We start from the raw sequence: 24,916 nt of genomic DNA on the forward strand, positions 1-24,916 counted from the left end.
GGGGGGGGAGGACCCACCCCGCCGTCCCAAATCACCCCGCCCCGCGGAACCCGTCCACGGCGGCCGCCCGCGGGGCACCTGGGTCAACAAGGCGGCCGCCGACCGGGGTTCCGGTCGGCGGCCGTTCTGTTCGGGTGCGTGCGGTCAGGCCGCGGCGGGCCTCGCGCAGGCGCCCGCGGCGCACGCCGTGAGCCACTGGTCGAAGTCGGCGTCGTAGCGGGTGCCGATGCCGTCGTGGTAGACGGCGTATCCGCCGGTGTAGTCACCGACGCGGAAGCGGGCGAGCATGCGCTGGACGTCGTCGGGGTGCCGCTCGGTCATGTAGCGCACGGCGAGGTAGCCCCAGGGGTAGGTGCGGGTCACGTCGCTGTTGTCGTAGGTGTTCTCGAACAGGGTGCTCAGCCGGTAGGTGTGCTTGCCGGCCTCCTGGATCGCCTGGTCGTCGGCAAGGCGCCGGTAGCTGTAGGAGACGTACTCGGCGACGCCCTCGATCCACCACACGTCCGGCACCGAGATCTGGTGGGTGAAGTCGCCCTTCATGTCGTCACGGGCGTCGAGGAAGTGCGTGTACTCGTGGTTGAGGTTCCAGATCCGGGCCACGAAGCCGTCGTCGTAGTCCTTCTGGTACATGATCGACGTCGCCAGGTTGTTCGGGTCGGAGGGGTCTCCGCCGAGTGTGATGCCGCCGTTGTCGGTGCTGACGCCGTAGATCGCACCGGCGTAGGTCTGGTAGTCGGCGCGGCTGGCGAAGACCACCAGCTGGATGGTCGAGGCGTACTGGCCGGGTATCGGACCGCCGGCCTTGACGATGCCGCGGAAGTAGTCGCTCTGGCCGAGCACGCTGGCGCACGCGGCGGCGAGGTCGTCGACGGTCAGGGACTGGGCCCGGATCGTGTGCGCCGCGTCGCACCGGTGGGTGATCGGCAGGGCGGCCTCGGTCAGCTTGGCGGGCAGGTCGCAGACGTCGTAGTACGCGCAGTCGGCGCCGTCGTAGTAGTTCGCCTGAGTGGCCACGGCCACCCAGAGCCCGGCCGTCGGACCGGTCGTCTCCGACTCGTCCAGCAGATCCTTGGCCAGGGGCCGTGCGGTCGCCTGAAGTTCTGGATGCTCGACGTAACGGGCGACGTTCATCCCTGCGTTGGAGTCCAGGAAGGCCAGGTCGGTGCCGAGCAGGTCCGTGTGGTCCAGCGCGAAGTCGTGCAGCGTGTCGGCGATGCGGGGGTCGGCGACGACCGCGTTCACGTAGGCCGGGTTCCAGTTGCCGCGCCACAGGGGCGTGTAGACGTCGTTGACGGCCCTGACCATGCTGTCGATCGCGTCGTACGAGCTGTCGTAGGCGTCCAGGAGCCGTCGGTACAGGCCGAGGTAGCGGCCCTGTTGGTCGGCGCTGTCGGTGAGGATGACGGTCTCGCCGAGGATGTCGCCGTTGGCCGCCGTCACGTCCCGGGAGTGGCGGCGGGCGAAGAAGGTGTCCAGGCCTCCGGTGGTGGCGGTGGTGAGACGCGGGGTGTATGTGCCCACGTCACCGGGGTGGTTGAACTGCACGTAGTAGCCGGCGCGCAGGAAGAGGACCAGTTGCAGGAGGCCTGCGGAGTTGTCGCCCTGGTACTGCGCCGCGGTGCGGGTGAAGGCGTCCGCGACGGTCAGCATCTGCGCCTGGCGGAAGACGGCGTGCGCGTCCGCGCCGGTCACCGAGAAGAGGGTGTTGACGCAGTCCGTGGAGGAGCCCTTCACGAACGAGACGAGGGCCGAACCGGTGCGGCTGCCGAAGTCGGCCGGGGTGCAGGAGGCCGCCTTCGCCGCCGTACGCGGGGCGGTTTCCATGCTGCGGGTCGACGGCGGTGCCTGGGGAGGGAGTTGGGCGGGGCTGAGCCGCTTCGTCCGGGTCGCGGGGCGGTCGGTGGCACCGGTGGCCGGGCCGGTGGGCGGGGGCGCGGCGTTGTGCCTGGCGGGTGTGCGGGCGGCCGTTCCGGCGTGCGGCTGGGGTGCTGCCAGCGCCGGTGTCGAGAGCAGGCCCGCCACGGTGACGCAGACGGCGGCGGCACCGGCCAGGCGTCTGGGCAGCGTGAAGCGATAGCGCATCGGGATTCCTCCACGAAAGGATGCGCCTCGGTGGGGTGTTGAGGCGTGTGAGGCACTGTCTCAGCGCGCCATGCACCCAACAATGGCGTGTGACATAGCACATGGCACTGCGGACTCATAACATCGCGGCACACCGGGACCGCAGCGGTCCGCTATGCCCCGGCGATGCTCCAGGTGCGCGACGCCCATGTCCTCAAGTGAGGTGCCTGGGCGACCAGATCGCGGTAGGCGCCGAGGGCCGACTGGACCAGCGCCTCCACCACGTCGTCGGTGACGGTGTCCGGCCGCCAGGCCAGCACATAACGGCACCACAGCGGCGAGCCGGCCAGCGGCTTGATGGTGACGTGCGGGATCGGGCGCAGCGTCGGCTGCACCAGGGACACGCCGAGGCCGTCGGCGATCATGCTCTGCAACTGCGTCTGGTCACCGAGGAACTCGTGTACGGCGACCGGGGTGAACCCGTCCGCCGCGCAGGCGTCGTAGAACACCCCGGGCCAGCCCGCGCCGTCGTCCGGGGTCACGAACCAGTCGTCCTCGGCCAGGTCGGCCAGCTGCACCTGGGCGACCTGGCGCAGGCGGTGGCGCGAGGGCAGGGCGACGAACGTCGGCTCGGTGACGATCCCCCGGTGTTTCACGGCGGTCGAGTGCTGTAGCTCCATGGCCGGGTAGTCGGCGGCGATGGCCGCGTCCACCGCGCCCTCCTCCAGCAGCTCGACGATGCGCGAGGAGGCGTACACGCTGGTCACGGAGAGGGACAGTTCCGGGAGCCGGGCGCGGAAGCGGGACACCGTGCCCGAGAGCATGGGCGAGTTGGTCGCGGCCACGCGCAGGGTGCGGCGCGGCCGGGCCGGGGCCGGGCGGTGGCCGATCGCGTCGGCGCGGGCCAGGACGTCCCGGGCCTGGGCGACGACCTCGGCGCCGTAGCGGGTCGGCCGCACCCCGCTCGCACTCCGTTCGAAGAGCGGCTCGCCCAGGTGGCGCTCGATGCGTCGGAGCTGGGTGCTGACGGCGGGTTGCGAGTACCCGAGGTGCGCGGCGGCGCGGCCCACACTGCCCGCGTCGGCGATCGCGCACAGCACACGCAGGTGCCGAAGCTCCAGCTCCATCGGTCCACTCCCCGTTCCGTCCCGCGACCGGCTCCGGGAGATCGTCCGTCTCCCGGGAAACCGGTGCTCACCGCCGTCGCCGGCCGTGGTCGCGACCGGCGGACGGAAGCGTTCCACCGGACCGTCGTGCGCACAAGTCGCAGGTCCGCGTCCGTTACGTTCCGTCCGCCGGCCGGCACAGGGAGTCGACCTGTACAGGGCGTCGCCCTGCCGGCTCAGGGAGTCGGCCTTCCGCTACGCGGAGTCGGCCGGCCGGTACAGGCGGTCGGGCGGATCCGGTTCCCGGCGGGCCGCCGCTCGCGGTCCGTCCTCCGCGGTACCCGGCGTCAGTTCCGGCCGAGCACCTCCGCCACCCGGATGAACCCGTCCGTGCCGTGGCCGAGGCCGATCACCCGGCGGGCCATCCCCTCGGTGGCGCGCATCACGCCCGCGTCGATCCCGTGCGCCTCGGAGACGGCGACGACGTGGGCCATGGTCGAGACGGCCGAGGTGATGGGGTTGATCGCCCCGGAATAGGTGCCGCTGTCGGCGTCCTCGGCGAACTCGGCGAAGAGGGGAGGGAGGATCGCGCCGATGCCCTGGGCGAACGGTGCCAGCTCGCGGGCGGTGACGCCCTCGGCCCGGGCGATCGCCACGGCGTGCGCGTAGCCCGCCATCGCGGTCCAGAAGATGTCGAGCAGCGCGATGTCGAAGGTGGCGGCGCGCCCGATCTCCTCTCCGAGGTGGGTGTGCGTGCCGCCCAGAGCCTCCAGCCGGGGCAGGTGTTCCTGGAAGAGTTCCTGCGGGCCGCTGTGCAGGAACACGGCGTCGGGTGTGCCGATGCCGGGGGCGGGCGTCATGATCGCGCCGTCCAGGTATCGGATGCCGTGGGCGGCCGCCCAGTCCGCCGTGTTCCGGGCCCGGTCCGGGGTGTCGGCGGTGAGGTTGACGACGCTACGGCCCTTCAGTGCCCGGGTGACCGCGTCCTGGCGCAGGACGGCGTCCGTCGCGTCGTAGTTCACCAGGCAGACGACGATCAGGTCGCTCGCGGCGACGGCCTCCTCGGCCGAGGCGGCACCTGCCGCGCCCTGTCCGATCAGCTCGTGGTCCCGGCCCGGCGTACGGTTCCAGACCGTGGTCCGCAGCCCCGCCTTCAGGAAGGCGCCCGCGAGCGAGCGGCCCATCGGACCGAGACCGAGCACGGTGACGGTGGATCGTCCGGACGGAATAGACATGACTCAACTCCCGTATAAGTAAAGGAAAGGAAAGAAGCCGAAACGGCCAGACAGAGGACCGGGGAGGACGAGATGACGCGCAGCCGCGCCCAGGATCCGAACGTGTGCGGGGTGACCGCCGCGATCGCCGTGATCGACGGCAAGTGGAAGACGCACCTGCTGTGGCTGCTGGAGTCCCGCCCGCACCGTCCCGGCGAACTGCGCCGCCGGCTTCCGGGCCTGAGCGAGAAGGTGCTGACTCAGGCGCTGCGCGAGATGGAGGCGGACGGGCTGGTGCACCGGGAGGTGTACGACGTGCTGCCGCCCAAGACGGAGTACTCGCTCACCGAGTTCGGCCGCGGCCTGTCCGAGGCCCTGGGCCCTCTGTCCGACTGGGGCCACCGCCGCCTGGAAAGGCTGACCGAAGCACAGCCAGCCTCCTGACACACCGTCATCACCACCCCTCGCTCTCCGCTTCCGACAGCCCCTGGCCTCGGACAACAGGCTCTCCCGGGCGGGCGGGGCTGCCAAGTACCCACAAAAAAGTGGGTGTGCGCGGCTGTCCGCCACTCTCTTGACGCGATCGCATCTCGATGCGAACTTTTAACGATACAAACGATCTCGGATCGGAGTACCCCGTGCCCGCTGCCACCGCGATCATCAACCTCGACATCGGGGGACCGACGATCAGTCGTCACCTCTACGGCCACTTCGCCGAGCATCTGGGGCGGTGTGTGTACGGCGGCTTCTGGGTCGGCGAGGACTCCCCGATCCCGAACGAGGGCGGCATCCGGCTCGACGTCGTCGAGGCGCTGCGCGCCCTGAACATCCCCAACCTCCGCTGGCCCGGCGGCTGTTTCGCCGACGAGTACCACTGGCAGGACGGCATCGGCCCGCGCGGGCAGCGGCCCCGGATGGTCAACACACACTGGGGCAACGTCGAGGAGAACAACCACTTCGGCACCCACGAGTTCATGTCCCTGTGCGAACTGCTGGGCGCGGAGCCGTACATCAGCGGCAACGTCGGCAGCGGCACCGTCCGCGAGATGAGCGAGTGGGTCGAGTACCTGACCCGCGACGGCGACAGCCCCATGGTGCGGCTCAGGAAGGCCAACGGCCGCGAGGAGCCGTGGCGGGTCAGGTTCTGGGGCATCGGCAACGAGACCTGGGGCTGCGGCGGCAACATGCGGGCCGAGTACTCCGCCGACCTGGCCCGCCAGTACGCCACCTACTGCCGCGACCACGGCGACAACAAGCTGTACCGCATCGCCTCGGGCGCCTCCGACGACGACTACAAGTGGACCGAGACGCTGATGCAGCAGATCAGCTGCTTCGGCTGTGAGGCCACCCCGCGCACCTACTTCCAGGGCATCTCCGTCCACCACTACACCCTGGCCGGCCCCTGGGAGGCGAAGGGCAGCGCCACATGCTTCGACACCGACGACCACCACCGCACGATGCTGTCCGCGCGGCACGTGGACCGGATCCTCACCGGCCACTCCACCGTCATGGACGTCTACGACCCCCGGCGCACGGTCGGTCTAGTGCTGGACGAGTGGGGCACCTGGTGGGACGTGGAACCCGGCACGAACCCCGGATTCCTGTTCCAGCAGAACACGATGCGGGACGCGCTGGTCGCGAGCACCCACTTCGACGTCTTCCACCGGCACGCGGCGCGCCTGTACATGGCCAACATCGCGCAGACCGTCAACGTCCTGCAGGCCATGCTCCTCACCGACGGGGACGCGCTGGTGCTGACCCCTACGTACCACGTGTTCGAGATGAACAAGGGCCACCAGGACGCCACTTCGCTCCCGGTCCACCTGCGTGCGGAGTCCGCCCGGCGCCGGGTCGGGGACGACGCCGAGCTGGAGACGGTCTCCGCCTCCGCCAGCGTCAGAGACGGGTCCCTGCTCGTCTCGCTGAGCAACCTGGACGCCGAGGAGCCCGCCGAGGTGAGCCTGGACCTGCGCGGCGGCGGGATCGGGGCGCCGTACGCGCGCATTCTGACGGCCGACAGGCTCCAGGCGCACAACACCCCGCAGGCACCCACGACCGTGGCACCGCACGCCTTCGACGGCATCGGCGTCACCGGCCGGGGCCTGTCCCTCACGCTCCCGCCGCACTCGTTCGTCACGGTCCGGGCACCCGTCACCCACGCGGGCTGAGAGGAGGAGACCATGGACCGATCGATCCCGGCCCGGCACCTGCGCCCCCCGATGGGCTGGAACAGCTGGGACTGCTACGGCACCACGGTCACCGAGCACGAGGTGATCGCCAACGCCGAGTTCCTGCGGGACCACCTGCTCGCGCACGGCTGGGACACCGTCGTGGTGGACATCCAGTGGTACGAGCCCACGGCCCGCGCCCACGGCTACAACCCGGACGCGCCCCTGGTCCTGGACGCCCATGGCCGCCAGCTCCCGGCCCCGAACCGCTTCCCGTCCGCCGCCGGCGGGGCCGGTTTCGGCCCGCTCGCCCAGCGGGTGCGCCACCTCGGCCTGCGCTTCGGCCTGCACATCATGCGCGGCATCCCGCGCCGCGCGGTCGCCGCCCGGCTGCCCGTCGCCGGCACCGAGTTCACCGCCGACGAGATCGCCGACACCGGCTCCGTCTGCCCCTGGAACTCCGACAACTACGGCCTGAACCACGACCATCCGGGCGCGCAGGCGTACTACGACTCGCAGGTCGCCCAGTTCGCCCGCTGGGGCGTGGACTTCGTCAAGGCCGACGACATGCTGTTCCCGTACCACGAGCGGGAGATCGCCGCCTATGCCCGGGCCATCGAGCGCAGCGGCCGGCCGATCGAGCTGAGTCTCTCCCCCGGCACCGACGTCTCCCTCGCCCGCCTGGACCACCTGCGGGAGAACGCCACGATGTGGCGGGTCTGCGACGACCTGTGGGACCGGTGGGAGGACGTCGAGGCCCAGTTCGCCCGGATGGCCCGCTGGGCTCCCCGGCAGGGCCGGGGCGGCTGGGCGGACGCCGACATGCTGCCCCTCGGCCGTATCGGCATCCGCGCCGAACGCGGCGCGGACCGGCTGAGCCGTCTCACCCGCCCGGAACAGATCAGCCTGCTCACCCTGTGGCTGATCTCCCGCTCGCCGCTGATGATGGGCGGCGACCTGCCCACCAGCCCGCCGGAGACCGTCGAACTCCTCACCAACGACGAGGCGCTGGCCGTGCCGTGGCACAGCACCGGCAACCGCGAGGTGCTCCGGGAGGGGGACCTCGTCCTGTGGACCGCCGACGACACCGACGGATCCACCCGCTACGCGGCCGTGTTCTCCCTCGCCGACGGACCCCGTCGGTTCCAGGTGCCGCTCGGGTCGGTGGGCGCCCGCCCCGGCGACCGCGTCCGGGAGGTGTGGAGCCGCGCCGACACCCCGCACGACGGCCGCCACCTGGCCGTCGGTCTGCCCGCCCACGGAGCCGCCCTCTATCGTCTTGCCGAGGACACCGGGCGGGAGTGAGCGTGGCGACGATCCAGGACGTGGCGAGGGCGGCCGGGGTGTCGGCGATGACGGTCTCCAACGTCATCAACGACCGCCCCAACGTCCGCCCGGCCACCCGGCAGCGCGTCCTGGAGGCGATGGCCCGGCTCGACTACCGCGTCAACGTGGCCGCCCGCAATCTGCGCAAGGGCCGGACCGGAACCATCGGCCTCGCGGTCCCCGAGGTGAACCGCCCGTACTACGGTCGGCTGGCTGCCGCCCTCATCACCGCGGCGGCCCGGCACGGCCTGCGGGTGAGCATCGAGCAGACCGGCGCCCGGCGGGAGAGCGAGCTGGCGGCGCTGTCCCTGTCCCGCAACCGGCTCTACGACGGGCTCATCCTCGCCACCGTCGGCATGGGCCCCGGCGACGTCGACTCCCTCAAGGTCGACCACCCCGTGGTCATCCTGGGCGAGCGGATCTTCGGCGGCCCCGTGGACCACGTCGCCATGCCCAACGTCGAGGCCGCGGCGGCCGCCACCCGGCACCTGGTCGAGCGCGGCTGCCGGCGCATCGCCGTCCTGTGCGGGGAACTGCGCGACGACGTCGACGTGTCGAGCCTGCGCCACGCCGGCTACCGGCAGGCGCTGGAAGCCGCCGGCCTGCCTCTGGATCCGGACCTGGTGCAGTGCGTGCCGTCGCTCACCATGGACGCCGCCGCCCGGCGGGCCCGGGCGATGGCGGAGGGCGGGCCGGACTTCGACGGCGTGTTCTGTGTGACGGACACCGTGGCGATGGGGGCGCTGCGCGGACTGGCCGATGCCGGGGTGCGGGTGCCCGGGCAGGTCAAGGTGATCGGCTTCGACAACGTCGACGAGAGCGCGTTCCTCGTCCCCTCCCTGTCCACCGTGGATCCGGACCACGACCTGATGGCCGAGCGGGCGCTCGCGCTCCTGGTCGCACGGATCGGGCAGACGGGGCCGCCCGTGGACCAGGTGGAGTTCGTCAGCCGCTTCTCCCTGGTGATCCGCGAGTCGACGGGCGGCTGACACTCCCTTCCCTGTTCGGATCCAGCTACGCGTGCTTGTCATTTGCCTAAACACTTTAGGTAAATGCATAATCACTCCTGGAAGACGGGAGAGAGCTTATGGTGCGTGCGGGACTGACCAAGGAGCGTCTGGTCCGTGCCGGGGCGGAGCTGGCCGACGAGGTCGGCTTCGACCAGGTGACGGTCTCCGCGCTGGCCCGGCGGTTCGACGTCAAGGTCGCCAGCCTGTACTCGCACCTGAAGAACTCCCAGGACCTCAAGACGGGCATCGCCCTGCTCGCACTGGAAGAACTGGCCGACCGCGCCGCCGACGCGCTGGCCGGCCGGGCCGGCAAGGACGCCCTCCGGGCCTTCGCGAGCGTCTACCGCGACTACGCCCGGGAGCACCCCGGCCGCTACGCGGCGGCACAGTTCCGGCTGGACCCGGCGGCGGCCGCCGCGAGCGCCGGCGGCCGGCACTCACAGATGACCCGGGCGATCCTGCGGGGCTACGACCTGGCCGAACCCGACCAGACCCATGCGGTCCGGCTGCTCGGCAGCGTCTTCCACGGGTACGTCAGCCTGGAGGCGGCCGGCGGGTTCAGCCACAGTGCCCCCGACTCGCAGGAGTCGTGGACCCGGATCCTCGACGCCCTCGACACACTCCTGCGCACCTGGCAGACGCCCTGACTCCCCCTCTGCCCCTCTGCCCCTCTGCCCCTCTGCCCCTCTGCCCCTCTGCCCCTCTGCCCCTCTGCCCCTCTGCCCCTCTGCCCCTCTGCCCCTATTGATCTTCTCCTCTCGACAGGCTCGCACCGATGGACTTCACCTCGTCCGACTGGATCACCACCCCGCTCACCACCGACCTCGTGCGCGGCGCCCTCGACCTGGAGCGCACGGAACACGGGCTGCTGCCGCACCGGCTGCCCGCGCGGGCCCGCGCCCAGTGCACCGACCCGCAGCTCCACATGGCGGAGTCCCAGCCCTCCGGCGTACGACTCGTCCTGCGCACCCGCGCCACCGCCGTCGAACTCGACACACTGCCCACCAAGCGGGTCTACGCCGGCGCCCCGCCGCGCCCGGACGGCCGGTACGACCTGCTCGTCGACGGTCGTCCCGCCGGAAGCGCCTCCGTCACCGGCGGCAACACGCTGACCATCGACATGACCACCGGCACCGCCGAACAGCGGCCCGGCCCGGTCGGCACCGTGCGCTTCACCGGCCTGCCCGCCGCGGTGAAGGACGTCGAGATCTGGCTGCCCCACAACGAGACCACCGAACTGGTCGCCCTGCGCACCGACGCGCCCGTGGAGCCGGTGCCGAACCGGGGCCGCCGGGCGTGGCTGCACCACGGCAGTTCCATCAGTCAGGGCACCGACGCCGCCAGTCCCACCACCACCTGGCCCGCGCTCGCCGCCTCGCTCGGCGGGGTGGAGCTGATGAACCTCGGTCTGGGCGGCAGTGCCCTCCTCGACCCCTTCACCGCGCGCACGCTGCGCGACACGCCCGCCGACCTGATCAGCGTCAAGCTCGGCATCAACGTGGTCAACGCCGACCTGATGCGGCTGCGCGCCTTCGGCCCCGCCGTCCACGGATTCCTCGACACCATCCGCGAGGGCCACCCCGACACCCCGCTGCTCGTGGTCTCGCCGATTCTGTGCCCCATCCACGAGGACACGCCGGGCCCGACCGCACCGGACCTCAGCGCCCTGCGTTCCGGGCAGGTGCGGTTCCGGGCCGCCGGCGATCCGGCGGAACGGGCGTACGGGAAGCTCACCCTGGAGGTCGTCCGGGAGGAACTGGACCGGATCGTGCGGCAGCGGGCGGCCGAGGACCCGCAGCTGTACCACCTCGACGGCCGTGACCTCTACGGGGCGGACGACGCAGCCGAACTGCCGCTGCCCGACGACCTCCACCCGGACGCCGCCACCCACCGCCGGATCGGCGAGCGTTTCGCCGCGCTGGCCTTCGCCCCGGGCGGCCCCTTCGCGGACCGCGCCGTGTGACCCGCACCGGTCGGCGCGGGCTCACACGAGGTGGGCGAAGACCACCAGGTTGTCCATGTAGTCCCCCACCGAGTGGTCGTAGTCGCCCGCGCAGGTGATGAGCCGGACCTCGGGGCGCGCCGTGTCGGCGTACACCTTCTTGCTGGGGAAGTCGTCCTTGGCGAACGTCTCCGTGTCGTCCACGACGAAGTCCGCCGTCCGCCCGTCGGCCCGGTCGACGGAGAAGCGGTCGCCGCGCACCAGCTGGTCGAGGTGGGCGAAGACGGCCGGTGACGTCACCGTGTCGACGTGCCCGGCGATGATCGAGGTGCCGGCCTCGCCGGGCGAGGCACCCCCGGCGTACCAGCCGACGAGATTGACGTTGTCCGCCGGCGGGGGCCGGAGCTGGCCCGAGGTGCCGATGGAGAGGGCGGCGAACGGCGCGTCCACGGAGATCTTCGGGATGAGCAGCCGGAGCGGCACGGAGTGCGGCAGCGGTTCTCCGGCGTCCTGAGTGCCGGTGCGCGCCGGACCGGTCGCACCGGAGACACGGGATGCGCCCGGGGTGTCGTTCGCTTCGTGGTGGCCGCCGAACACGGTGACAGCGATGACGACGATCGCCACGCCCCACAGGATCAGCCGCCCGCCGCGGCCGGCGTTCTGCTCGTCCGCCGCCGGTTCGACGGGGGGCGGGGTGGGGGGATCTGCTGCCATCGGACATCACCTCACTCAGGCACGGCAGCACGGGGATCGGGCCTGCGGCTCGGAGCTCGGGGGCGGGCCGCCGGCACGGGGTGCGCCGGTGGCGGCCGCACCCCCAGGCACGGGGAAGCCGGTCAGGACGCCGGCTCGGCGGCCTTCCTGCGGCGCAGGGCGTACATGCCGGTGGCGCCGAACGCGAGCACGGCCAGCCCGCCCGCGGTGACACCGGGTTCGGCGAGGGCGCCGCCTCCGGTGTGCATCCCGCCGCGCGGCTTGTCGCGGTCGTCGCCGCTGCCCCAGTCGTCCTTCCCACCGCCGCCGTCGTCCTTCCCACCGCCGCCGCCGTCGTCCTTCCCGCCGTCCTCGTCCTTGTCCTTGTAGCTCTCGGGGTCGAACCTGCTGTCGTCGCTGTCGGAGCTCAAGTCGTCGTCGCCCCGCACCGCGGCGAGGGCACCGCCGCCCGTGTGCATTCCGCCGCGCGGCGAGTCGTGGCTGCCGCCGTTGTCGCGGTCCGTGCTGTAGTCGTTGTCCTGATCGCTGTCAGACCCCTTGTCGCGATCGCGGCCGGAGCCCTTGTCCTGGTCGGAGCCGCTGTCACGGCCGGAATCGCTGTCACGACCCGAGCCGCTGTCACGACCGGAATCGCTGTCGCGGTCTCTGCTGGAGGAGGAGTTGTCACGTCCGCCGTCGTCCGCTGCCGGTACGGCGAACGCGGCGCCGGGTGTGGCGAAAGACAGGGCGGCAGCGGCGGCCGCCGTGGCGAGGAGCATGCGGGCAGAACGCATATCGAAGTCCTTCCGCCGTGGCCGGGCAGCGGATACGGCATCGGCTGAATCGACCCGGCCTCGACATGAACCACCGTCAGGCAGGCGGTTGCCGCGCACCATCCGGGCCGCCCAGCCGGGTCAACGCTCCACCCGTCTGTCCCAGCGACACGCCGAGATGCACCCCGTTCGGATCAGTCCACGTCACCCGGTGGCACGGCGGCCGGCCGGCACCGGGTCGAGCGCCGCCCGCCCCGCGGGCACCCGGCCTGGCTGTCCGCCGGGCAGTCCCCGTACCCGCGCCCGCCCGACGCGCAGGTCGATGGTCAGGGCCGCCCCCTCCCGGCCCCGGATCCGGCGCCCCGCGTCAGTAGCCCACGAAGAACGTGGCGTCCGCCTCGTCCGTGGCCGTGGAGATCGGGTCGATGCGCAGGACGTAGTCGGAGTGCCTGATGTACCGGGTGGGGTAGTTGTACGAGCGGAACGACGTCCAGCCGGCGTCGGCGAGGCCTGCGGTCCGGTAGAAGGTGGCGTCCTGGGCGAACGCCGAGGTGCCGTCGTTCGTGTCGAGGCGCAGTTGGTAGGCGTAGTGCCGCAGGTACCGGGTCGGGTAGTTCACCGACTGGAAGGAGACACCGGCTCCGTCGGCCAGGCCCGGTACGAGCTTCCACTGGGAGTCGGTGTACGGGTCGAAGGGGTAGGCGTCGATCCGGCCCACGTAGTCGGCGTGGCGGACGTAGCGGTCCGGGTGGTTGTAGGACTTGAGCCGGTTCCATGCGGGCGCGCCCCACTTGGCCACGAGGTCGGTGTACTCGGTGGTGCTGATGGGCTGGATGGTGCCGTGCTTGGAGTTGACCGGCTGCGTGTAGGTGCGCTGGTCGAGGGCGGTCCAGGTGCCGGCCGCGAGGTCGGTGCTCTGCCACGCGTAGAAGACGCCGTTGGGGGTGTAGGTGTCTCCCCACAGCCACCAGGTGCCGGAGGTCTGGGACCTGACGAGGATGGGGGCCTCGGTGCCGCCGTGGGCGGCCGGCGTGCTGAAGACGGTGAAGCTGCCGGGGTCGAGCGAGGTGGACTTCGCTCCGACGAGCGTCTGGGCCGAACTGCTCTTGAAGTAGAGGTAGTTGACGCCGTTCACGCCTACGGCGAGGTCCCCGTCGATGACGTCGTAGCCGGGGTCGAAGAAGACCTGCGGGGCGGAGACGGCCTGGAAGTCGGTGGTGTGGTTCACCATGATCACGTTGTGTCCGCTGGAGTTCACGGACGAGTAGATGATGCCGTACTGGCCCCGTGCCGCGTCCCAGAAGGCCTCCGGGGCCCAGCTGTGGGTGTTCATGTCGTGCAGCTTCAGGCGGCGGTACCGGGTGAAGGTGCGCAGGTCGGCGGAGTCCCAGACGTGGATGTACTGGCTGACGTAGCTCCAGTCGGTGCCCTTGAGGTCGGTGGCGAGGACGACGAAGGTGCCGTCCTGCTTGCGCAGGATGTACGGGTCGCGCAGGCCGCCGGCGCCTTCCGTGGGGGTGACCACGGGGTTGTTCTGGTTCAGCGGCATCCAGCACAGCCCGTCCGTACTGACGGCGAGGTGCAGGCCGTAGTCGGTGCCGGTGCCGTTCGGTGACTCGGTGAAGTACCCCATGACGTAGGCGGAGTCCGCGGCACGGGCGGGGCGGGCGCCCAGGGTCAGGTCGGCCGCGGCGGCCAGCGGCACGGCGGCGGCCATGCCGAGGAACAGCCGGCGTGAGGGCAGGCCTTGGCGGTGGGGGGTTGCGCTCATGTGGTCTCCCAGAACACGGAAAATCGATATTTCGAACGCAGTTCGGTAAGCCGATCAGAAAGTAGAGGTGCGTGAGAGGCACGTCAATGCCTGTGACAGCGACGGGGGCGGTGAGAACCGGTCTCAAGCCCGGCCGATCCTCCTCCCTCCGTCCTCCGTCCGGGTCGATTCGGCCGTACGACTCCGGGGGCATCCCTAGCGTGAATCCGACGATCCATCACCCTGCGGCGGCGGTCCTGCCCCTCGCCCCGCCGGGAAGGAGCCGCCCATGTCCGGCACGGCCATGCTCAGACCCGGCAGCCGTCGGCTGCTCGCGACGTCGCTCGGGGCCCTGATCGGGGTCGCCGCCGTCGCCGCCCCGGCGCGGGCCGACATCAGCGATTTGACGGAGTATCCGATCATCGCCAAGGCCGACAGCCTCCCCGCCGGCATCACCGCCGGACCGGACCGGGCGCTGTGGTTCGCGGCGTCCGGAGCCGGCCGGATCGGGCGGATCACCGTCGCGGGCGAGATCACCGACTTCCCCACCTCGAGCCCGGACAGCTTCCCCCTCGCCCTCACGGTGGGCTCCGACCGTGCGCTGTGGTTCACGGAGGGGAACGCGAACAGGATCGGCCGGATCACCACCTCCGGACGGCTCACGGAGTTCCCGGTGCCGACGGAGGACAGCTTCCCGGCCGGGATCGCGCCCGGACCGGACGGCGCTCTGTGGTTCACGGAGGAGAACGGCAACAAGATCGGCCGGATCACCACCTCCGGCCGCGTCACCGAGTACCCGGTCCCCACCCCGAGTGCGTCCCCCTACTCCATCGCCGCCGGCGGGGACGGCGCCCTGTGGTTCACCGAGCAGGCCGGCCGCAGGATCGGGCGGATCGGCCGCACCGGCCGGATCACCGAGTATCCGCTGGCCGGCACCGCCGGCTCCCCGGACGACATCGTGGCCGGCCCCGGTGGGATGTGGTTCACCGCGTCGGGCTCGCACTCGGTCGACCGGATCGACCACACCGGACACGTCACCCCGTTCCCGCTGCCCGATCCGGACAGCGACCCCAGCGGCCTCGCCCTCGGGCCGGACGGGCGGGTGTGGTACGCCGACCAGGGCGGCCGGATCGGGAGCATCGACGCGCAGGGCAGGATCACCGCCTTCCCGGTGGCGCGGGGCGCGGACAAGGTGCCGTTCCGCATCGCTGCCGGCCCCGATCGCGGGGTGTGGTTCACCGAACTGCTCGGCAGTGCCGTCGGACGCGTCCGGACCGGGCACCCGTGACGGCAGATCGGGGTCGTGCCCCCACCTGGCCGGGGCATTGAGCCGTGCCCCGGCATTGAGCCGTACCCCTTGTTATGACAGCGGTCATAGCGCAGGCTGGTGCCGACGGCACGACAGGCCGAGCGGTGGGAGGAACACAGTGGCGGGCGGGACGGCGCGGTGGATGTGGGAGCGCTACGAGCCGGTGCACGACCTCGTCTACTTCGCGCCCGAGGCGCGGCAGGCGGCGGACGAGCTGGGGATGCGCGGGTTCTGGATGGGGTACTTCGCACTGCGGGCGGCCCCGCTGGGCGCGGTGTCTCCGTCCGTCGTGACGAGCAGCTTCTACGTCTTCCACCCCGCCCGGGTGGCCCGCGCCCTGCCCGACGCCTGGGGATACGCGGATCCGGCGCAGGTGTTGGCGGCCCGGTGGGAGGCCATGGACGCGGCGATGACCCGGCTGTTCGGGCCGGACGTGGCGCGGTCGGCGGAGCTTGCGGAGGCGGCCGATCTCGCGTGGGAGGCGGCGGCCGCGGCGGACACGCCGGGACGGGTGCTGGCCGCGGCGAACCAGGCGCTGGAGCGCCCCGAGCGGCCGACGGTGCGTCTGTGGCAGGCACTGACGACCCTGCGCGAGCACCGGGGCGACGGGCATGTCGCGGTCCTGGTGGGCCTCGAGCTCGGGCCGGTCGAGGCGATGGTACTCAAGGCGGCCGCCGGGGAGTCCGACGGACCGTTCCTGCGCGAGACCCGCAAGTGGGCGCCGGCGGACTGGCAGGCAGCCGAGGCCGCCCTGTGCGAGCGCGGCTTCCTCGCCGAGGACGGATCGCTGACCCGCGCGGGCGTGGCCGGGCGCTCGTTCGTCGAGAACCGGACCGACTGGGCGGCCGAGCGCCCGTGGACCGCGCTCGGTGCGCAGCGCACCGCACGCCTCGCCGAGCTGCTGGAGCCGTTGGCCCGGACCGTCGAGGACGCGGGGCTGCTGCCGCCCGGCAATCCGGTGGGACTGACCCGGGGACGGTTCGCGGGACGTTGACGGCTTCGTACGTCGGCGTCCCCGCCCGGGGTGCCGGGCCGGGGACGCCGTACGGGACCTACGGAGGGCCTCGGGGCTACCAGGTCACCGGCAGCCGCTCGGGTATCCGCTTCATGAACCCGGTGCGCCACACCAGTTGCCCGGACGGCACGGCGAGCGCGAGGTTCGGCAGGCGGTCCAGCAGGACCTCGAGGGCGATCCGGGCGTGCGCACGGCCGAGGGCGGTGGCGGGGCAGTAGTGGGCGCCGCCGCCGAAGGAGAGGTGGTCCGCGGTGTTGTCGCGGTGGACGTCGAAGCGGTGCGGGTCGGGGAACTTCTCCGGGTCGAGGTTCGCGCCCTCCACCAGGACCAGGACGAGTTCACCCTTGCGGACCTCGACGTCGCCGAGCCGGGCGTCCTCCAGAGCCAGGCGCGGCAGGGCGTCGCCGATGGAGAGGTTCACCCGCAGCAGTTCCTCCACGCCCGGGCCGATCAGGTCGGGGCGGTCCCTGAGGACGTCACGGGCCGTGGGGTGGGTGAGCAGGTAGACCAGGGCCATGGCGAGGAAGCCCGAGGTGGAGATGACACCGGCCCCGAACATGGTGACGCCGACGGTGGCCAGCATCTCGTCGCTCAGGTGGGCGTAGTCGGGGTCCTCGCGCAGCGCGGCCAGCTCGCCCATCAGGCCGTGTGTGGCCGGGTCGTCGAGCAGGGCGGCCATCCGGGCGATGTCCCGGTCCCAGTTGATCTGCGCGCCGGTGATCGGGCACGGCGAGTTCATGAAGGCGATGTCGAGGCTGCGCAGGAAGGCCGGGGCCTCGGTCTGCGGGATGCCGAGGATGCTGCAGTGCATGCCGGCCGAGTACGGCTCGCAGAACGCGCCGCGCAGATCCACCGTCGGCCCTTCGGCCTCCATCAGGTCCACCAGGCGGTGGGCATCGTCGCGCAGCCGGTCCAGCAGGCCGGGCGCCTTGGGGTTCAGCGCCTTCATCACCGCCCGGCGCAGTCCCGCCCCGGTGATGTTGCCCATGTTGTTCACGACCTCGGGTGGGATCGTGAGCGCGTACTGACGGGGGACGCCGGGCGCGGAGGTGTCCTTGAGGGAGAAGCGGTCGTCCTTCAGGACCTGCTGGCACAGCTCGTAGGAGGACACCAGCCACGCTTCGTCGCCGGCGATGGTCCGCACGCGCCGTACGGGGGTGGCGGCGCGCAGGGACTCCACCTCGGCGGGCACCTGGGTGCCGTCCCAGGAGAACGGGAAGTCCATCAGGGGCAGGTCATGGTCGATGTCGGGGGCGGTGGTCATGCCGCGGCTCCTTCGGGGGCTGCGGGCGTCACGATGGCGTGGCCCTGGTTTCGGGAGGCGCGCAGACCGGCGCCGCGGGAGTACAACAGCTCGGCCATCGGCAGCAGTTGGTGGTAGCAGTTGAGAGAGGAGGGCACCTTGAGGATGGCGGGGGTGTCCAGGAAGAGCGGGGCCTCGGCGCACACGTACTCCAGGCACACATCGCGCTGGCGCTCGCTCGCCTCCTCCCCGCGGGCCGAAAGGAAGCGGCTCACCAGGGCGTTGCAGACGGCTCGGAAGTCGCCGTCGGAGTGCAGCCTGTTCTGCAGCTGCCGGTGGATCTCCTGGTAGGCGGGGTTGGTGCGGAAGGCCGACATCGGGTGCCAGTCGAGCCGGGAGCCGTCCGGGTCGGCCGCGGACACCGCGTCGCGGACCTTGGCCCGCACCCCCCGCAGGTTCTTCACCGCCTTGCGGCGGGCCTCGTCCGGCGCGTAGCCGGATGCCTCATACATCTCGGCCACGTACAGGTCGGTGTAGACGAAATCGACCCTGTCGAAGTGGTCCAGCCCCCAGCGGGCGAGGTCATGCAGGCGACGGGCGGAAAAGTAGCTGTTGCCCGGGGACACACCGATCACGGCATGTGTGCCCTCGCCGAAGATGACTTCGCAGTGGGAGGTGTAGGGCTGAACCTCGAAGACGTCGGCCATCAGCACGGATGCTGTGGTCACGTAGGAATTCCTCCGCCGCGCGCTAGTCCCGCGAGGGCCCTGTGCCCCTGGTGTGGCGACGCGGCGAGCTCACGCTATCCGTACGGAGTCAACACGGGTAGTAACTGCCTGGGTTTGGCTGAAAACTGTCGTATCAACGGTCGAAACTCCCTCAGAGGAACCTCATTTGGGGGTCGTACGCTGAGGCCGTGGTCAACCGAGACGAGGAACCAGGGCAGGTGGCGTCCCGGCTCACCGGGCGCCGGGTCACGGAAGCACGGGCGGCCTCCGGGTTGCCCGCCGAAGTGACACTCGAGGACGGTACGGCAGTGATGGTCAAGCGGGGCGACGCCCCCGGCGCGGTACGCGCCGAGGTGGCCGGGCTGCGCTGGCTGGGCGAGGCGCGTGCGGTGCGGGTGCCCGCGGTGCTCGGCCACGACGAGCGGTGGATGGTCACCGAGCGGGTGCCGACCGGGCGTCCCGACGGCGCGGCGGCACTGCGTTTCGGCCACGCCCTGGCGGCCCTGCACGCGGCCGGAGCGCCGGCGTTCGGTGCACCGCCGCCCGGCGGGCCCGAGGAGGCGTACATCGGCCTCGCACCGATGTCCAACGCACCGGGCGCCGACTGGCCTCACTGGTACGCCGAGCGCCGTGTACTGCCCTACCTGCGTGGGGCGGTCGACGCCGGCACCGTGCGGCCCGGGGAGGCCGCCGTGATCGAGCGGGTCTGCGAGCAGCTGGCCGACCTCGCCGGGCCGGCCGAGCCGCCGTCCCGGCTGCACGGCGACCTGTGGAACGGCAACGTGCTCTGGGGTGCCGACGGGGAGGTCCGGCTCATCGACCCGGCCGCGCACGGCGGACACCGGGAGACCGACCTGGCGATGCTCCAGCTGTTCGGCTGCCCTCAGCTGGACCGGGTGCTGGCCGGATACCAGGAGGCGGCACCGCTGGCCGACGGCTGGCGGCAGCGGGTCGGGCTGCACCAGCTCTTCCCGCTCCTGGTGCACGCGGTGCTGTTCGGCCGCGGGTACGCCGAACAGGCCCTCGCCGCGGCGCGCGGGGCTTTCACGGAATGAACGGCACCGCGCAACTCCTCTCGTCCGAGGTGACGTCCTCCTACCTGACGCCTCGAACGACCTCCCTCCGGACCCCGGTTACGGAGCGTAAGGAAACCAATCACCCGTTCGATTCGTATAAGGACGTGAAAGCCGAATCAGGGAGAGATCATGCAACCGTTCACGCTCAACTACGCGCGCCCCGCAGTGCAGTTGGACGTCACCACTCCGTACGTGTACGACTCCGGACTGCAGTTGAACGTCCTCCCGGACGGTCGGATCGCCGCCGCTGACCACGCAATCTTGAGAGCGCTGGGGACAACGACCTCCACGGCCGGCTCCAAGACGCATTTCGACGACTGAACGCGGGCCTGCGCAAGATGACCGTGCTCATCCTGACCAGTGAAGAGGACGTGACGGCGGACATGGTGGTCCTCCGGCTGCGCGAGACCGGCGTGCCCGTGGTCCGGCTCGATCCCGCCGACCTCACCAATGGGGTGGCCCTGTCCGGCGAGTACGTGCAGGGCGCCTCCCGCGGGCACCTGTCCGTCGGCGGGCGCCTGGTGAGCGTGAACGGCCTGCGCTCCGTGTGGGTGCGCAGGCCGGGGGACGCGGCCGCACGCGCCGCCCAGCCCTCCGCCTGGCTGACGGAGGAGTCCTCCCAGGCGCTGTTCGGCATGCTGCGGTGTACCGACGCGCGCTGGATGAACCACCCGGACGCGGCCCGCCGCGCCCGCCACAAGCCCTGGCAGCTGCGGCTCGCACAGCGCAGCGGACTCGCCGTGCCGGCCACGCTGATCACGACGTTTCCGCAGGCGGCCCGGGAGTTCGCGGAGCGGTTCCCGGACCTGGTGGTCAAGCCCGTCTCCGGCGCGCATCCGCAGGAGCCGCCGCGGGCGGTGCCCACCAGCCGGGTCGCGCCGGACACCGACTTCGCGGCCGTAGCCTTCGGCCCGACCCTGCTGCAGCGGCGGATCCCCAAGCGGGCCGACATCCGGCTCACGGTCGTCGGCGACCGTCTGCTGGCCGCACGCAAGCCGGCCGACCCGGACGGCCACCCCGACGACGTGGACGTCCGTTTCGCCCCGTCGGTCTCCCCCTGGCTCCCGGCGGACGTGCCCCCACGCGTGGCCGAGGCCGTCCTCCGCTACATGAGGGAGGCCGAACTCGCCTACGGTGCCTTCGACTTCGCGGAGGACACGGACGGCATCTGGTGGTTCCTCGAGTGCAACCAGTCCGGCCAGTTCGGCTTCGTCGAGATGGACACCGGCCAGCCGATCGCCGAGACCATCGCCCGGTGGCTGGCGGGGGACGGGAAAGCGGCACAGCCGTACGTCGACGGCGACCGGGACAAGGCGTCGTGAAGCTGCGGCCACCGGTTCGGAGAAAGGAACGCGACATGCGCATCGGACTGCTGGGAACGGGCCCCTGGGCCCAGGCGGCGTACGCCCCCGCCCTCGCCGGGCACACCGGCCTGGACTTCGCCGGGGTCTGGGGCCGCCGCCCGGAGGCGACCTCCGCGCTGGCGGAGCAGTACGGCGTGCGGGCGTACGACGACGTGGACGCGCTGCTGGCCGACGTGGAGGCGGTGGCGGTGGCGCTTCCGCCGTCCGTGCAGGCCGAGTTGGCGGTTCGGGCGGCTCGGGCGGGCTGCCATCTGCTGCTGGACAAGCCCCTGGCACTGGAGGTCGCCGAGGCACGGGCCGTCGCCGTGGCGGCGGAGCGGACCGGGGTGGCTTCGGTTGTGTTCTTCACCACACGCTTCCAGAAGGAGCCGGAGGCCTGGATCGAGGAACAGGCCTCCGAGGCGGGCTGGTTCACGGCGCGGGCGCAGTGGCTGGGGGCCGTGTTCACGAGCGACAGTCCGTTCGCGGCCTCCCCCTGGCGGCGGGAGAAGGGCGCGCTGTGGGACGTGGGGCCGCACGCCCTGTCCGTGCTGCTGCCGGTGCTCGGCGACGTACGGCAGGTCCTGGCGGCGGCACACGGCCCCTCCGACACCGTGCATCTGGTTCTCGATCACGCCACCGGCGCGTCGAGCACGCTCACACTGAGCCTGACGGCACCGCCGGCGGCGGCCGGAGCCGACCTCGAACTGCGGGGCGAGGCCGGCGTGTCGCTGCTGCCGAGGAGTTCGGAGGGGGCGGTGCCCGCCCTCGCCCGCGCCGCGGACGCCCTGCTGACCGCCGCCCGTACGGGCCGCCCGCACGCCTGCGACGCCGCGTTCGGCCTGCGGGTCACCGAGATCCTCGCGACGGCGGAGACCCGGCTGGCCGGGGAGCCGTCCGAATAGCCCGCCTGCGCAGCCACGGCCGACCAGCCCGCCGCCGTCGGTCCGGCCTACTGGCCCTCCGTCGCCGCGGGCTCCTCGAACGGCTCGTCGCTCCACCGGAACCAGGCCCGGTCCCCGTCGATGTGCAGCAGGAACTCGGGGACCGGGCCGTCCGGCGAGGACAGGGAGACGCGGTGCCGTATCTCGGCGTACGCGGACTCCCAGTCCTCCCGGCTCGACTCGTCGTCCGCCTCCGTCAGAGCGAGTTCCCGGGCGAAGAGATCCTGCACAGCGGCGAAGCCGGAGCCCTCGGTGAACCTGCCGGACAGCCAGGGAAAGTCGGCCTCGTCGATCAGGATCTCGCCGACCGGCTCCTCCCCCGCGCGCACCCGCCACACCCCGCCGTCGAACCCCATGGCCCCTCCCCCGTTCCGCTGCCCGTCAGCACTCCGTCAGCATGTCACCCGGCACTGACAACGGGTTCGGCCCAGAAGTTGAGGCGCTTGCGTACGACGGGGTATCCGGCCCTGGTGAAGTGCGCGGCCATGGGGAAGTTGCCCTGGTCGGTGGCGCCGGCGATGAACTCGGCGCCGTGTTCGGCGAGGAAGTGGGTGCATTCGGCGAGCAGGTCGTAGGCATAGCCGTGGCCGCGGTGTTCCGGCAGGACGCCGATGAAGCCGACGCACGGTCCGGCCGGGTTGCGGGCCGGAATGTGGATGCCGACCGTCTCGCCCTCGGGCGTGCGGGCGAGCTGCCACCACTCTCGCGGCGACGGAAACCAGCGGAAGATGTCGAGTTCCTCCTGGGCGGCCCGGTCCACTCCGCCCTGTTCGATGGCCCGGCGGGCGTGCGCGTCCAGGGTGACGGAGTGGATGCGGCACAGGGCGTCGAAGAACACGGTGTCGTCCGGTTCGGCGGAGAAGGCGAGGCGTCGGGGGCGCTCGGGCCGGCCGAGGTCCGGGGTCCAGCGGTAGAGGAACCGTTCAACCAGCGGTTCGTATCCGGCCTTGCGTGCGGCTGCGGTGCGGCCGGCGACGGCGGTCCGCAGGCCGGGCACGTCGGACCAGTCGGCGGGCAGATCGAGCTCGAGTTCCGCGGTGTGCCAGGGTGCCGTCCGCAGGAGTTCGGCTCCGGCCTCCTCCTCGCCCTCGGCCACGTCGAACCAGTTGATCACGAGCGGCTCGGGGTCCTCGGGCCTGGCCCACCAGGCGGCGCGGGCCACGACCCGGCCGTCGCGCAGGGCGACCCGCTTCCAGTCGGGGCGGTAGAAGGTCCTGCGGTGCTTCTCACGAAAGCCCAGCGGGTCGGGCAGGGCGTCGAAAAGGTGAGCACTGCTCTCGTCGAGCGTGCGGATGACCACAGCGGTCATGGAATCCTCCGGGATGCGTGCTGTGTGCAGCGGGGCGCGCTCCCGGGATGGTCAGACGTGCTACGCCCGGGGAAACGGAAGGCGGGAGCGTTGGATGACTGTGGACGACATGACGCTCGCCTCCTTCCGTATGTCTCGGGCGTGCCGCACACGCTAGGCAGCGGACCCGGTGCGCGTCGACCCCTTTTTTTTGCAGCGCGACTCCCGGAGCCCGTTCCTGCGGCGCAGCCACCGGGGGCCTGGGATCTTCCCGTCTGCCGGGGTGCATGCACCGTCGTCCGACGGAAAGCCCCCCTCCGGGCGACGGCGTAGCGTGGGGATGTGAGGTCGGTGCGCGGCTGGTCGTCGCGTCGGAACCGGGAGGAGCGCGGCTGGCTGCGGGGCGCGCCACCGCCGCGATGGGTGCGGGTGCTGCCTGTGCTGCTGCTGGTGCTCGTGACCGCGGCCGGGCTCGTCACCCCCCACGCGAGCGATCTCGGCTTCCTGCTGGGCGCGATACCGCCGCTCGCCGTCCTGTCGTACGGACCGCTGGCGACCGCCGTCCTCGGCGCGCTGGTCGTCGCCTCGGTGAACATCCCCGCCACGCATCTGAACCGTCCCGGCAACACCGACCTGCTCACCATCGCGTTCGTCTCCCTGCTGAGTGTGTTCGTCTCCTTTGTACGCAGTCACCGGGACGCCCAGCTGGTCATGGAGCGGGCGATCGGGGAGGCCGTACAGCGGGCCGTGATGCCGCCGCTGCCGGACCGGGTCGGACACCTGCGGTGCGCGGGCTTCTACCGGGCCGCCCAGGACGGAACGCTGGTGGGCGGGGACTTCTTCGACGTGCGGGCGGGGCCCCACGGCGTCCGGGCGGTGATGGGGGACGTACAGGGGCACGGGCTGTCGGCCGTCGCCACGGTGGTGTCGCTGCTGGGCGCCTTCCGGGAGGCGGTGCTGGACCAGCCGGACCTGGAGTCGGTCGCGGCCCTGATGGAACGCAGGCTGGCGGTGGACTCGGCCGGTGTGCGGCATGCGGAACTGTTCGCGACCGCGGTGCTGCTGGAGTTCACGGCCGACGCGCGGGCGGTACGGGTGGTCGCCTGCGGGCATCCGGCACCGGTGCTGCTGCACGACGGGCAGGCCCGGGAGGTCACCGTCGCGGAGGCCGCTCCCCTGGGCCTCGGGCCGATCGGCGCCGATCCCCCCAAGGAGGTCACCGTGCCGCTCGGAGCGGGTGACCGCCTGCTGCTGGCCTCGGACGGCGTCTGGGAGGCCCGGAACGCCTCCGGCGCCTTCTACCCGCTGCCCGAGCGGCTGACCCACCTCGCGGACACCGGGTACGGCGAGCTGGCGGGCGCCGTCTGGGCCGATCTGGGGCAACGCCGCTACGACGTCCGCGACGACGCCACGCTGCTGGTCCTGGCGCCCGAGCCGCCGGTCACCTGACCCCGGCGTCCCGTGCCCCTGGAGCCGCGCAGGTCAGCCCACGTCCCACAGGAAGCGATGGGTGTGGATCCCGAAGTACGGGAAGGACCGGATCTCGCGCACGCCCTCGATGGGCCGCACCACATCGTTGACGAAGTCCAGCAGGTCCTTGGGGCCCGGTGCGACCACCTCGGCGAACAGGTCGAACCCGCCGGAGGTGAGCACCGAGTAGACCACCTCGGGGCGTTCGGCGAGGGCGTCGGCGACGGTGCGCGGGTCGCCGTCCACGCCGATGCCGAGCAGGGCCATGGCTTGCCCGCCCATGGCCATCGGATCGGTGACGCCGACGACCTGGACGGCCCGGGAGTCCAGCAGACGTTGCAGGCGCTGGCGGGCCGCCGAGGCGGACAGGCCGACCTTCGGGCCGAGGTCGGAGTAGGCGATTCGGCCGTCGGTCTGCAGCTCCCGCAGAATGGCCCGGTCGATCTCGTCCACGACT

At 71.8% G+C, this 24,916-nt stretch carries 24 protein-coding genes; 13 read left to right on the plus strand and 11 right to left on the minus strand.

The genetic code is table 11. The features are described 5' to 3' along the window. Nucleotides 1-144: 144 nt before the first annotated feature. The 3 genes from ABZ471_RS23925 to ABZ471_RS23935 form a co-directional block, all read right to left on the minus strand. Nucleotides 145-2,082, minus strand: coding sequence for a collagenase (locus tag ABZ471_RS23925; protein ID WP_359068829.1), 1,938 nt, complete (start codon nucleotides 2,080-2,082; stop codon nucleotides 145-147). 152 nt (nucleotides 2,083-2,234) lie between these two features. Then, the gene (locus ABZ471_RS23930; protein ID WP_359068830.1) at nucleotides 2,235-3,188 is read right to left on the minus strand and encodes a LysR family transcriptional regulator; all 954 of its coding nucleotides are present in this window, start codon (nucleotides 3,186-3,188) and stop codon (nucleotides 2,235-2,237) included. A 326-nt stretch (nucleotides 3,189-3,514) separates the two neighbouring features. Continuing rightward, a complete protein-coding gene (locus tag ABZ471_RS23935) occupies nucleotides 3,515-4,402 on the minus strand; it encodes an NAD(P)-binding domain-containing protein (RefSeq protein ID WP_359068831.1) in 888 nt (295 codons plus the stop codon). A 72-nt stretch (nucleotides 4,403-4,474) separates the two neighbouring features. Between ABZ471_RS23935 and ABZ471_RS23940 the strand changes: the two genes are divergently transcribed. The 6 genes from ABZ471_RS23940 to ABZ471_RS23965 all read left to right on the plus strand — a co-directional run bounded on the left by ABZ471_RS23940 (nucleotide 4,475) and on the right by ABZ471_RS23965 (nucleotide 10,848). Further along, nucleotides 4,475-4,825, plus strand: a complete 351-nt coding sequence (locus ABZ471_RS23940) for a helix-turn-helix domain-containing protein (RefSeq protein WP_359068832.1) — start codon at nucleotides 4,475-4,477, stop codon at nucleotides 4,823-4,825. A 194-nt stretch (nucleotides 4,826-5,019) separates the two neighbouring features. Next, entirely contained in the window at nucleotides 5,020-6,549 is a 1,530-nt protein-coding gene (locus ABZ471_RS23945) for an alpha-L-arabinofuranosidase C-terminal domain-containing protein (protein ID WP_359068833.1), read from the plus strand. Between the two features lie 12 nt (nucleotides 6,550-6,561). Then, nucleotides 6,562-7,854 carry a glycoside hydrolase family 27 protein gene (locus ABZ471_RS23950; protein ID WP_359068834.1) on the plus strand — a complete coding sequence of 431 codons (1,293 nt, stop codon included), beginning with the start codon at nucleotides 6,562-6,564 and terminating at the stop codon, nucleotides 7,852-7,854. 2 nt (nucleotides 7,855-7,856) lie between these two features. After that, a complete protein-coding gene (locus ABZ471_RS23955; protein WP_359068835.1) occupies nucleotides 7,857-8,864 on the plus strand; it encodes a LacI family DNA-binding transcriptional regulator in 1,008 nt (335 codons plus the stop codon). 98 nt (nucleotides 8,865-8,962) lie between these two features. After that, nucleotides 8,963-9,532: a WHG domain-containing protein gene (locus tag ABZ471_RS23960; RefSeq protein ID WP_359068836.1), complete on the plus strand. Its 570-nt coding sequence runs from the start codon at nucleotides 8,963-8,965 to the stop codon at nucleotides 9,530-9,532. A 128-nt stretch (nucleotides 9,533-9,660) separates the two neighbouring features. Next, nucleotides 9,661-10,848, plus strand: a complete 1,188-nt coding sequence (locus ABZ471_RS23965) for a GDSL-type esterase/lipase family protein (protein WP_359068837.1) — start codon at nucleotides 9,661-9,663, stop codon at nucleotides 10,846-10,848. Between the two features lie 21 nt (nucleotides 10,849-10,869). Here the strand turns inward: ABZ471_RS23965 and ABZ471_RS23970 are convergent, their stop codons facing one another. The 3 genes from ABZ471_RS23970 to ABZ471_RS23980 form a co-directional block, all read right to left on the minus strand. Then, nucleotides 10,870-11,541 carry a class F sortase gene (locus ABZ471_RS23970; protein WP_359068838.1) on the minus strand — a complete coding sequence of 224 codons (672 nt, stop codon included), beginning with the start codon at nucleotides 11,539-11,541 and terminating at the stop codon, nucleotides 10,870-10,872. Between the two features lie 122 nt (nucleotides 11,542-11,663). After that, nucleotides 11,664-12,314, minus strand: a complete 651-nt coding sequence (locus ABZ471_RS23975) for a hypothetical protein (protein WP_359068839.1) — start codon at nucleotides 12,312-12,314, stop codon at nucleotides 11,664-11,666. A gap of 346 nt (nucleotides 12,315-12,660) precedes the next feature. Beyond that, nucleotides 12,661-14,064, minus strand: a complete 1,404-nt coding sequence (locus ABZ471_RS23980; RefSeq protein WP_359068840.1) for a glycoside hydrolase family 43 protein — start codon at nucleotides 14,062-14,064, stop codon at nucleotides 12,661-12,663. Nucleotides 14,065-14,332: 268 nt separating this feature from the next. On the opposite strand from ABZ471_RS23980, the gene ABZ471_RS23985 reads away from it, so the two are divergent. Together ABZ471_RS23985 and ABZ471_RS23990 are read left to right on the plus strand one after the other, a co-directional pair. Beyond that, nucleotides 14,333-15,331, plus strand: a complete 999-nt coding sequence (locus ABZ471_RS23985) for a hypothetical protein (protein WP_359068841.1) — start codon at nucleotides 14,333-14,335, stop codon at nucleotides 15,329-15,331. 139 nt (nucleotides 15,332-15,470) lie between these two features. After that, on the plus strand, nucleotides 15,471-16,346 hold the full coding sequence (locus ABZ471_RS23990; RefSeq protein ID WP_359068842.1) for a hypothetical protein: 876 nt from the start codon (nucleotides 15,471-15,473) through the stop codon (nucleotides 16,344-16,346). Between the two features lie 76 nt (nucleotides 16,347-16,422). Here the strand turns inward: ABZ471_RS23990 and ABZ471_RS23995 are convergent, their stop codons facing one another. Continuing rightward, nucleotides 16,423-17,631 (minus strand): cytochrome P450, encoded by a 1,209-nt coding sequence (locus ABZ471_RS23995; protein WP_359068843.1) that lies wholly within the window; start codon nucleotides 17,629-17,631, stop codon nucleotides 16,423-16,425. Beyond that, a complete protein-coding gene (locus ABZ471_RS24000) occupies nucleotides 17,628-18,338 on the minus strand; it encodes a tRNA-dependent cyclodipeptide synthase (RefSeq protein ID WP_359068844.1) in 711 nt (236 codons plus the stop codon). Before ABZ471_RS24000 ends, ABZ471_RS23995 begins: the two co-directional genes overlap by 4 nt. 218 nt (nucleotides 18,339-18,556) lie before the next feature. On the opposite strand from ABZ471_RS24000, the gene ABZ471_RS24005 reads away from it, so the two are divergent. The 4 genes from ABZ471_RS24005 (at nucleotide 18,557) to ABZ471_RS24020 (ending at nucleotide 21,662) form a co-directional block, all read left to right on the plus strand. Further along, nucleotides 18,557-19,393: a fructosamine kinase family protein gene (locus ABZ471_RS24005; RefSeq protein WP_359068925.1), complete on the plus strand. Its 837-nt coding sequence runs from the start codon at nucleotides 18,557-18,559 to the stop codon at nucleotides 19,391-19,393. Between the two features lie 150 nt (nucleotides 19,394-19,543). After that, nucleotides 19,544-19,735, plus strand: a complete 192-nt coding sequence (tgmA, locus tag ABZ471_RS24010) for a putative ATP-grasp-modified RiPP (protein WP_359068845.1) — start codon at nucleotides 19,544-19,546, stop codon at nucleotides 19,733-19,735. Between the two features lie 17 nt (nucleotides 19,736-19,752). Next, complete coding sequence (gene tgmB, locus ABZ471_RS24015) at nucleotides 19,753-20,736, plus strand: ATP-grasp ribosomal peptide maturase (protein WP_359068846.1); 984 nt, start codon at nucleotides 19,753-19,755, stop codon at nucleotides 20,734-20,736. 35 nt (nucleotides 20,737-20,771) lie between these two features. After that, nucleotides 20,772-21,662, plus strand: a complete 891-nt coding sequence (locus ABZ471_RS24020; protein ID WP_359068847.1) for a Gfo/Idh/MocA family oxidoreductase — start codon at nucleotides 20,772-20,774, stop codon at nucleotides 21,660-21,662. A gap of 47 nt (nucleotides 21,663-21,709) precedes the next feature. On the opposite strand, the gene ABZ471_RS24025 is transcribed toward ABZ471_RS24020, so the two are convergent. Together ABZ471_RS24025 and ABZ471_RS24030 are read right to left on the minus strand one after the other, a co-directional pair. Continuing rightward, entirely contained in the window at nucleotides 21,710-22,057 is a 348-nt protein-coding gene (locus ABZ471_RS24025; RefSeq protein ID WP_359068848.1) for a hypothetical protein, read from the minus strand. A gap of 44 nt (nucleotides 22,058-22,101) precedes the next feature. Continuing rightward, complete coding sequence (locus tag ABZ471_RS24030; RefSeq protein WP_359068849.1) at nucleotides 22,102-23,010, minus strand: GNAT family N-acetyltransferase; 909 nt, start codon at nucleotides 23,008-23,010, stop codon at nucleotides 22,102-22,104. Between the two features lie 321 nt (nucleotides 23,011-23,331). Between ABZ471_RS24030 and ABZ471_RS24035 the strand changes: the two genes are divergently transcribed. Continuing rightward, nucleotides 23,332-24,438 carry a PP2C family protein-serine/threonine phosphatase gene (locus ABZ471_RS24035; protein WP_359068850.1) on the plus strand — a complete coding sequence of 369 codons (1,107 nt, stop codon included), beginning with the start codon at nucleotides 23,332-23,334 and terminating at the stop codon, nucleotides 24,436-24,438. 33 nt (nucleotides 24,439-24,471) lie between these two features. On the opposite strand, the gene ABZ471_RS24040 is transcribed toward ABZ471_RS24035, so the two are convergent. After that, complete coding sequence (locus ABZ471_RS24040; protein WP_359068851.1) at nucleotides 24,472-24,912, minus strand: Lrp/AsnC family transcriptional regulator; 441 nt, start codon at nucleotides 24,910-24,912, stop codon at nucleotides 24,472-24,474. Nucleotides 24,913-24,916: the final 4 nt, after the last annotated feature.

The sequence above is a fragment of the Streptomyces sp. NPDC005728 genome (assembly GCF_040630895.1).
Lineage (GTDB): Bacteria > Actinomycetota > Actinomycetes > Streptomycetales > Streptomycetaceae > Streptomyces.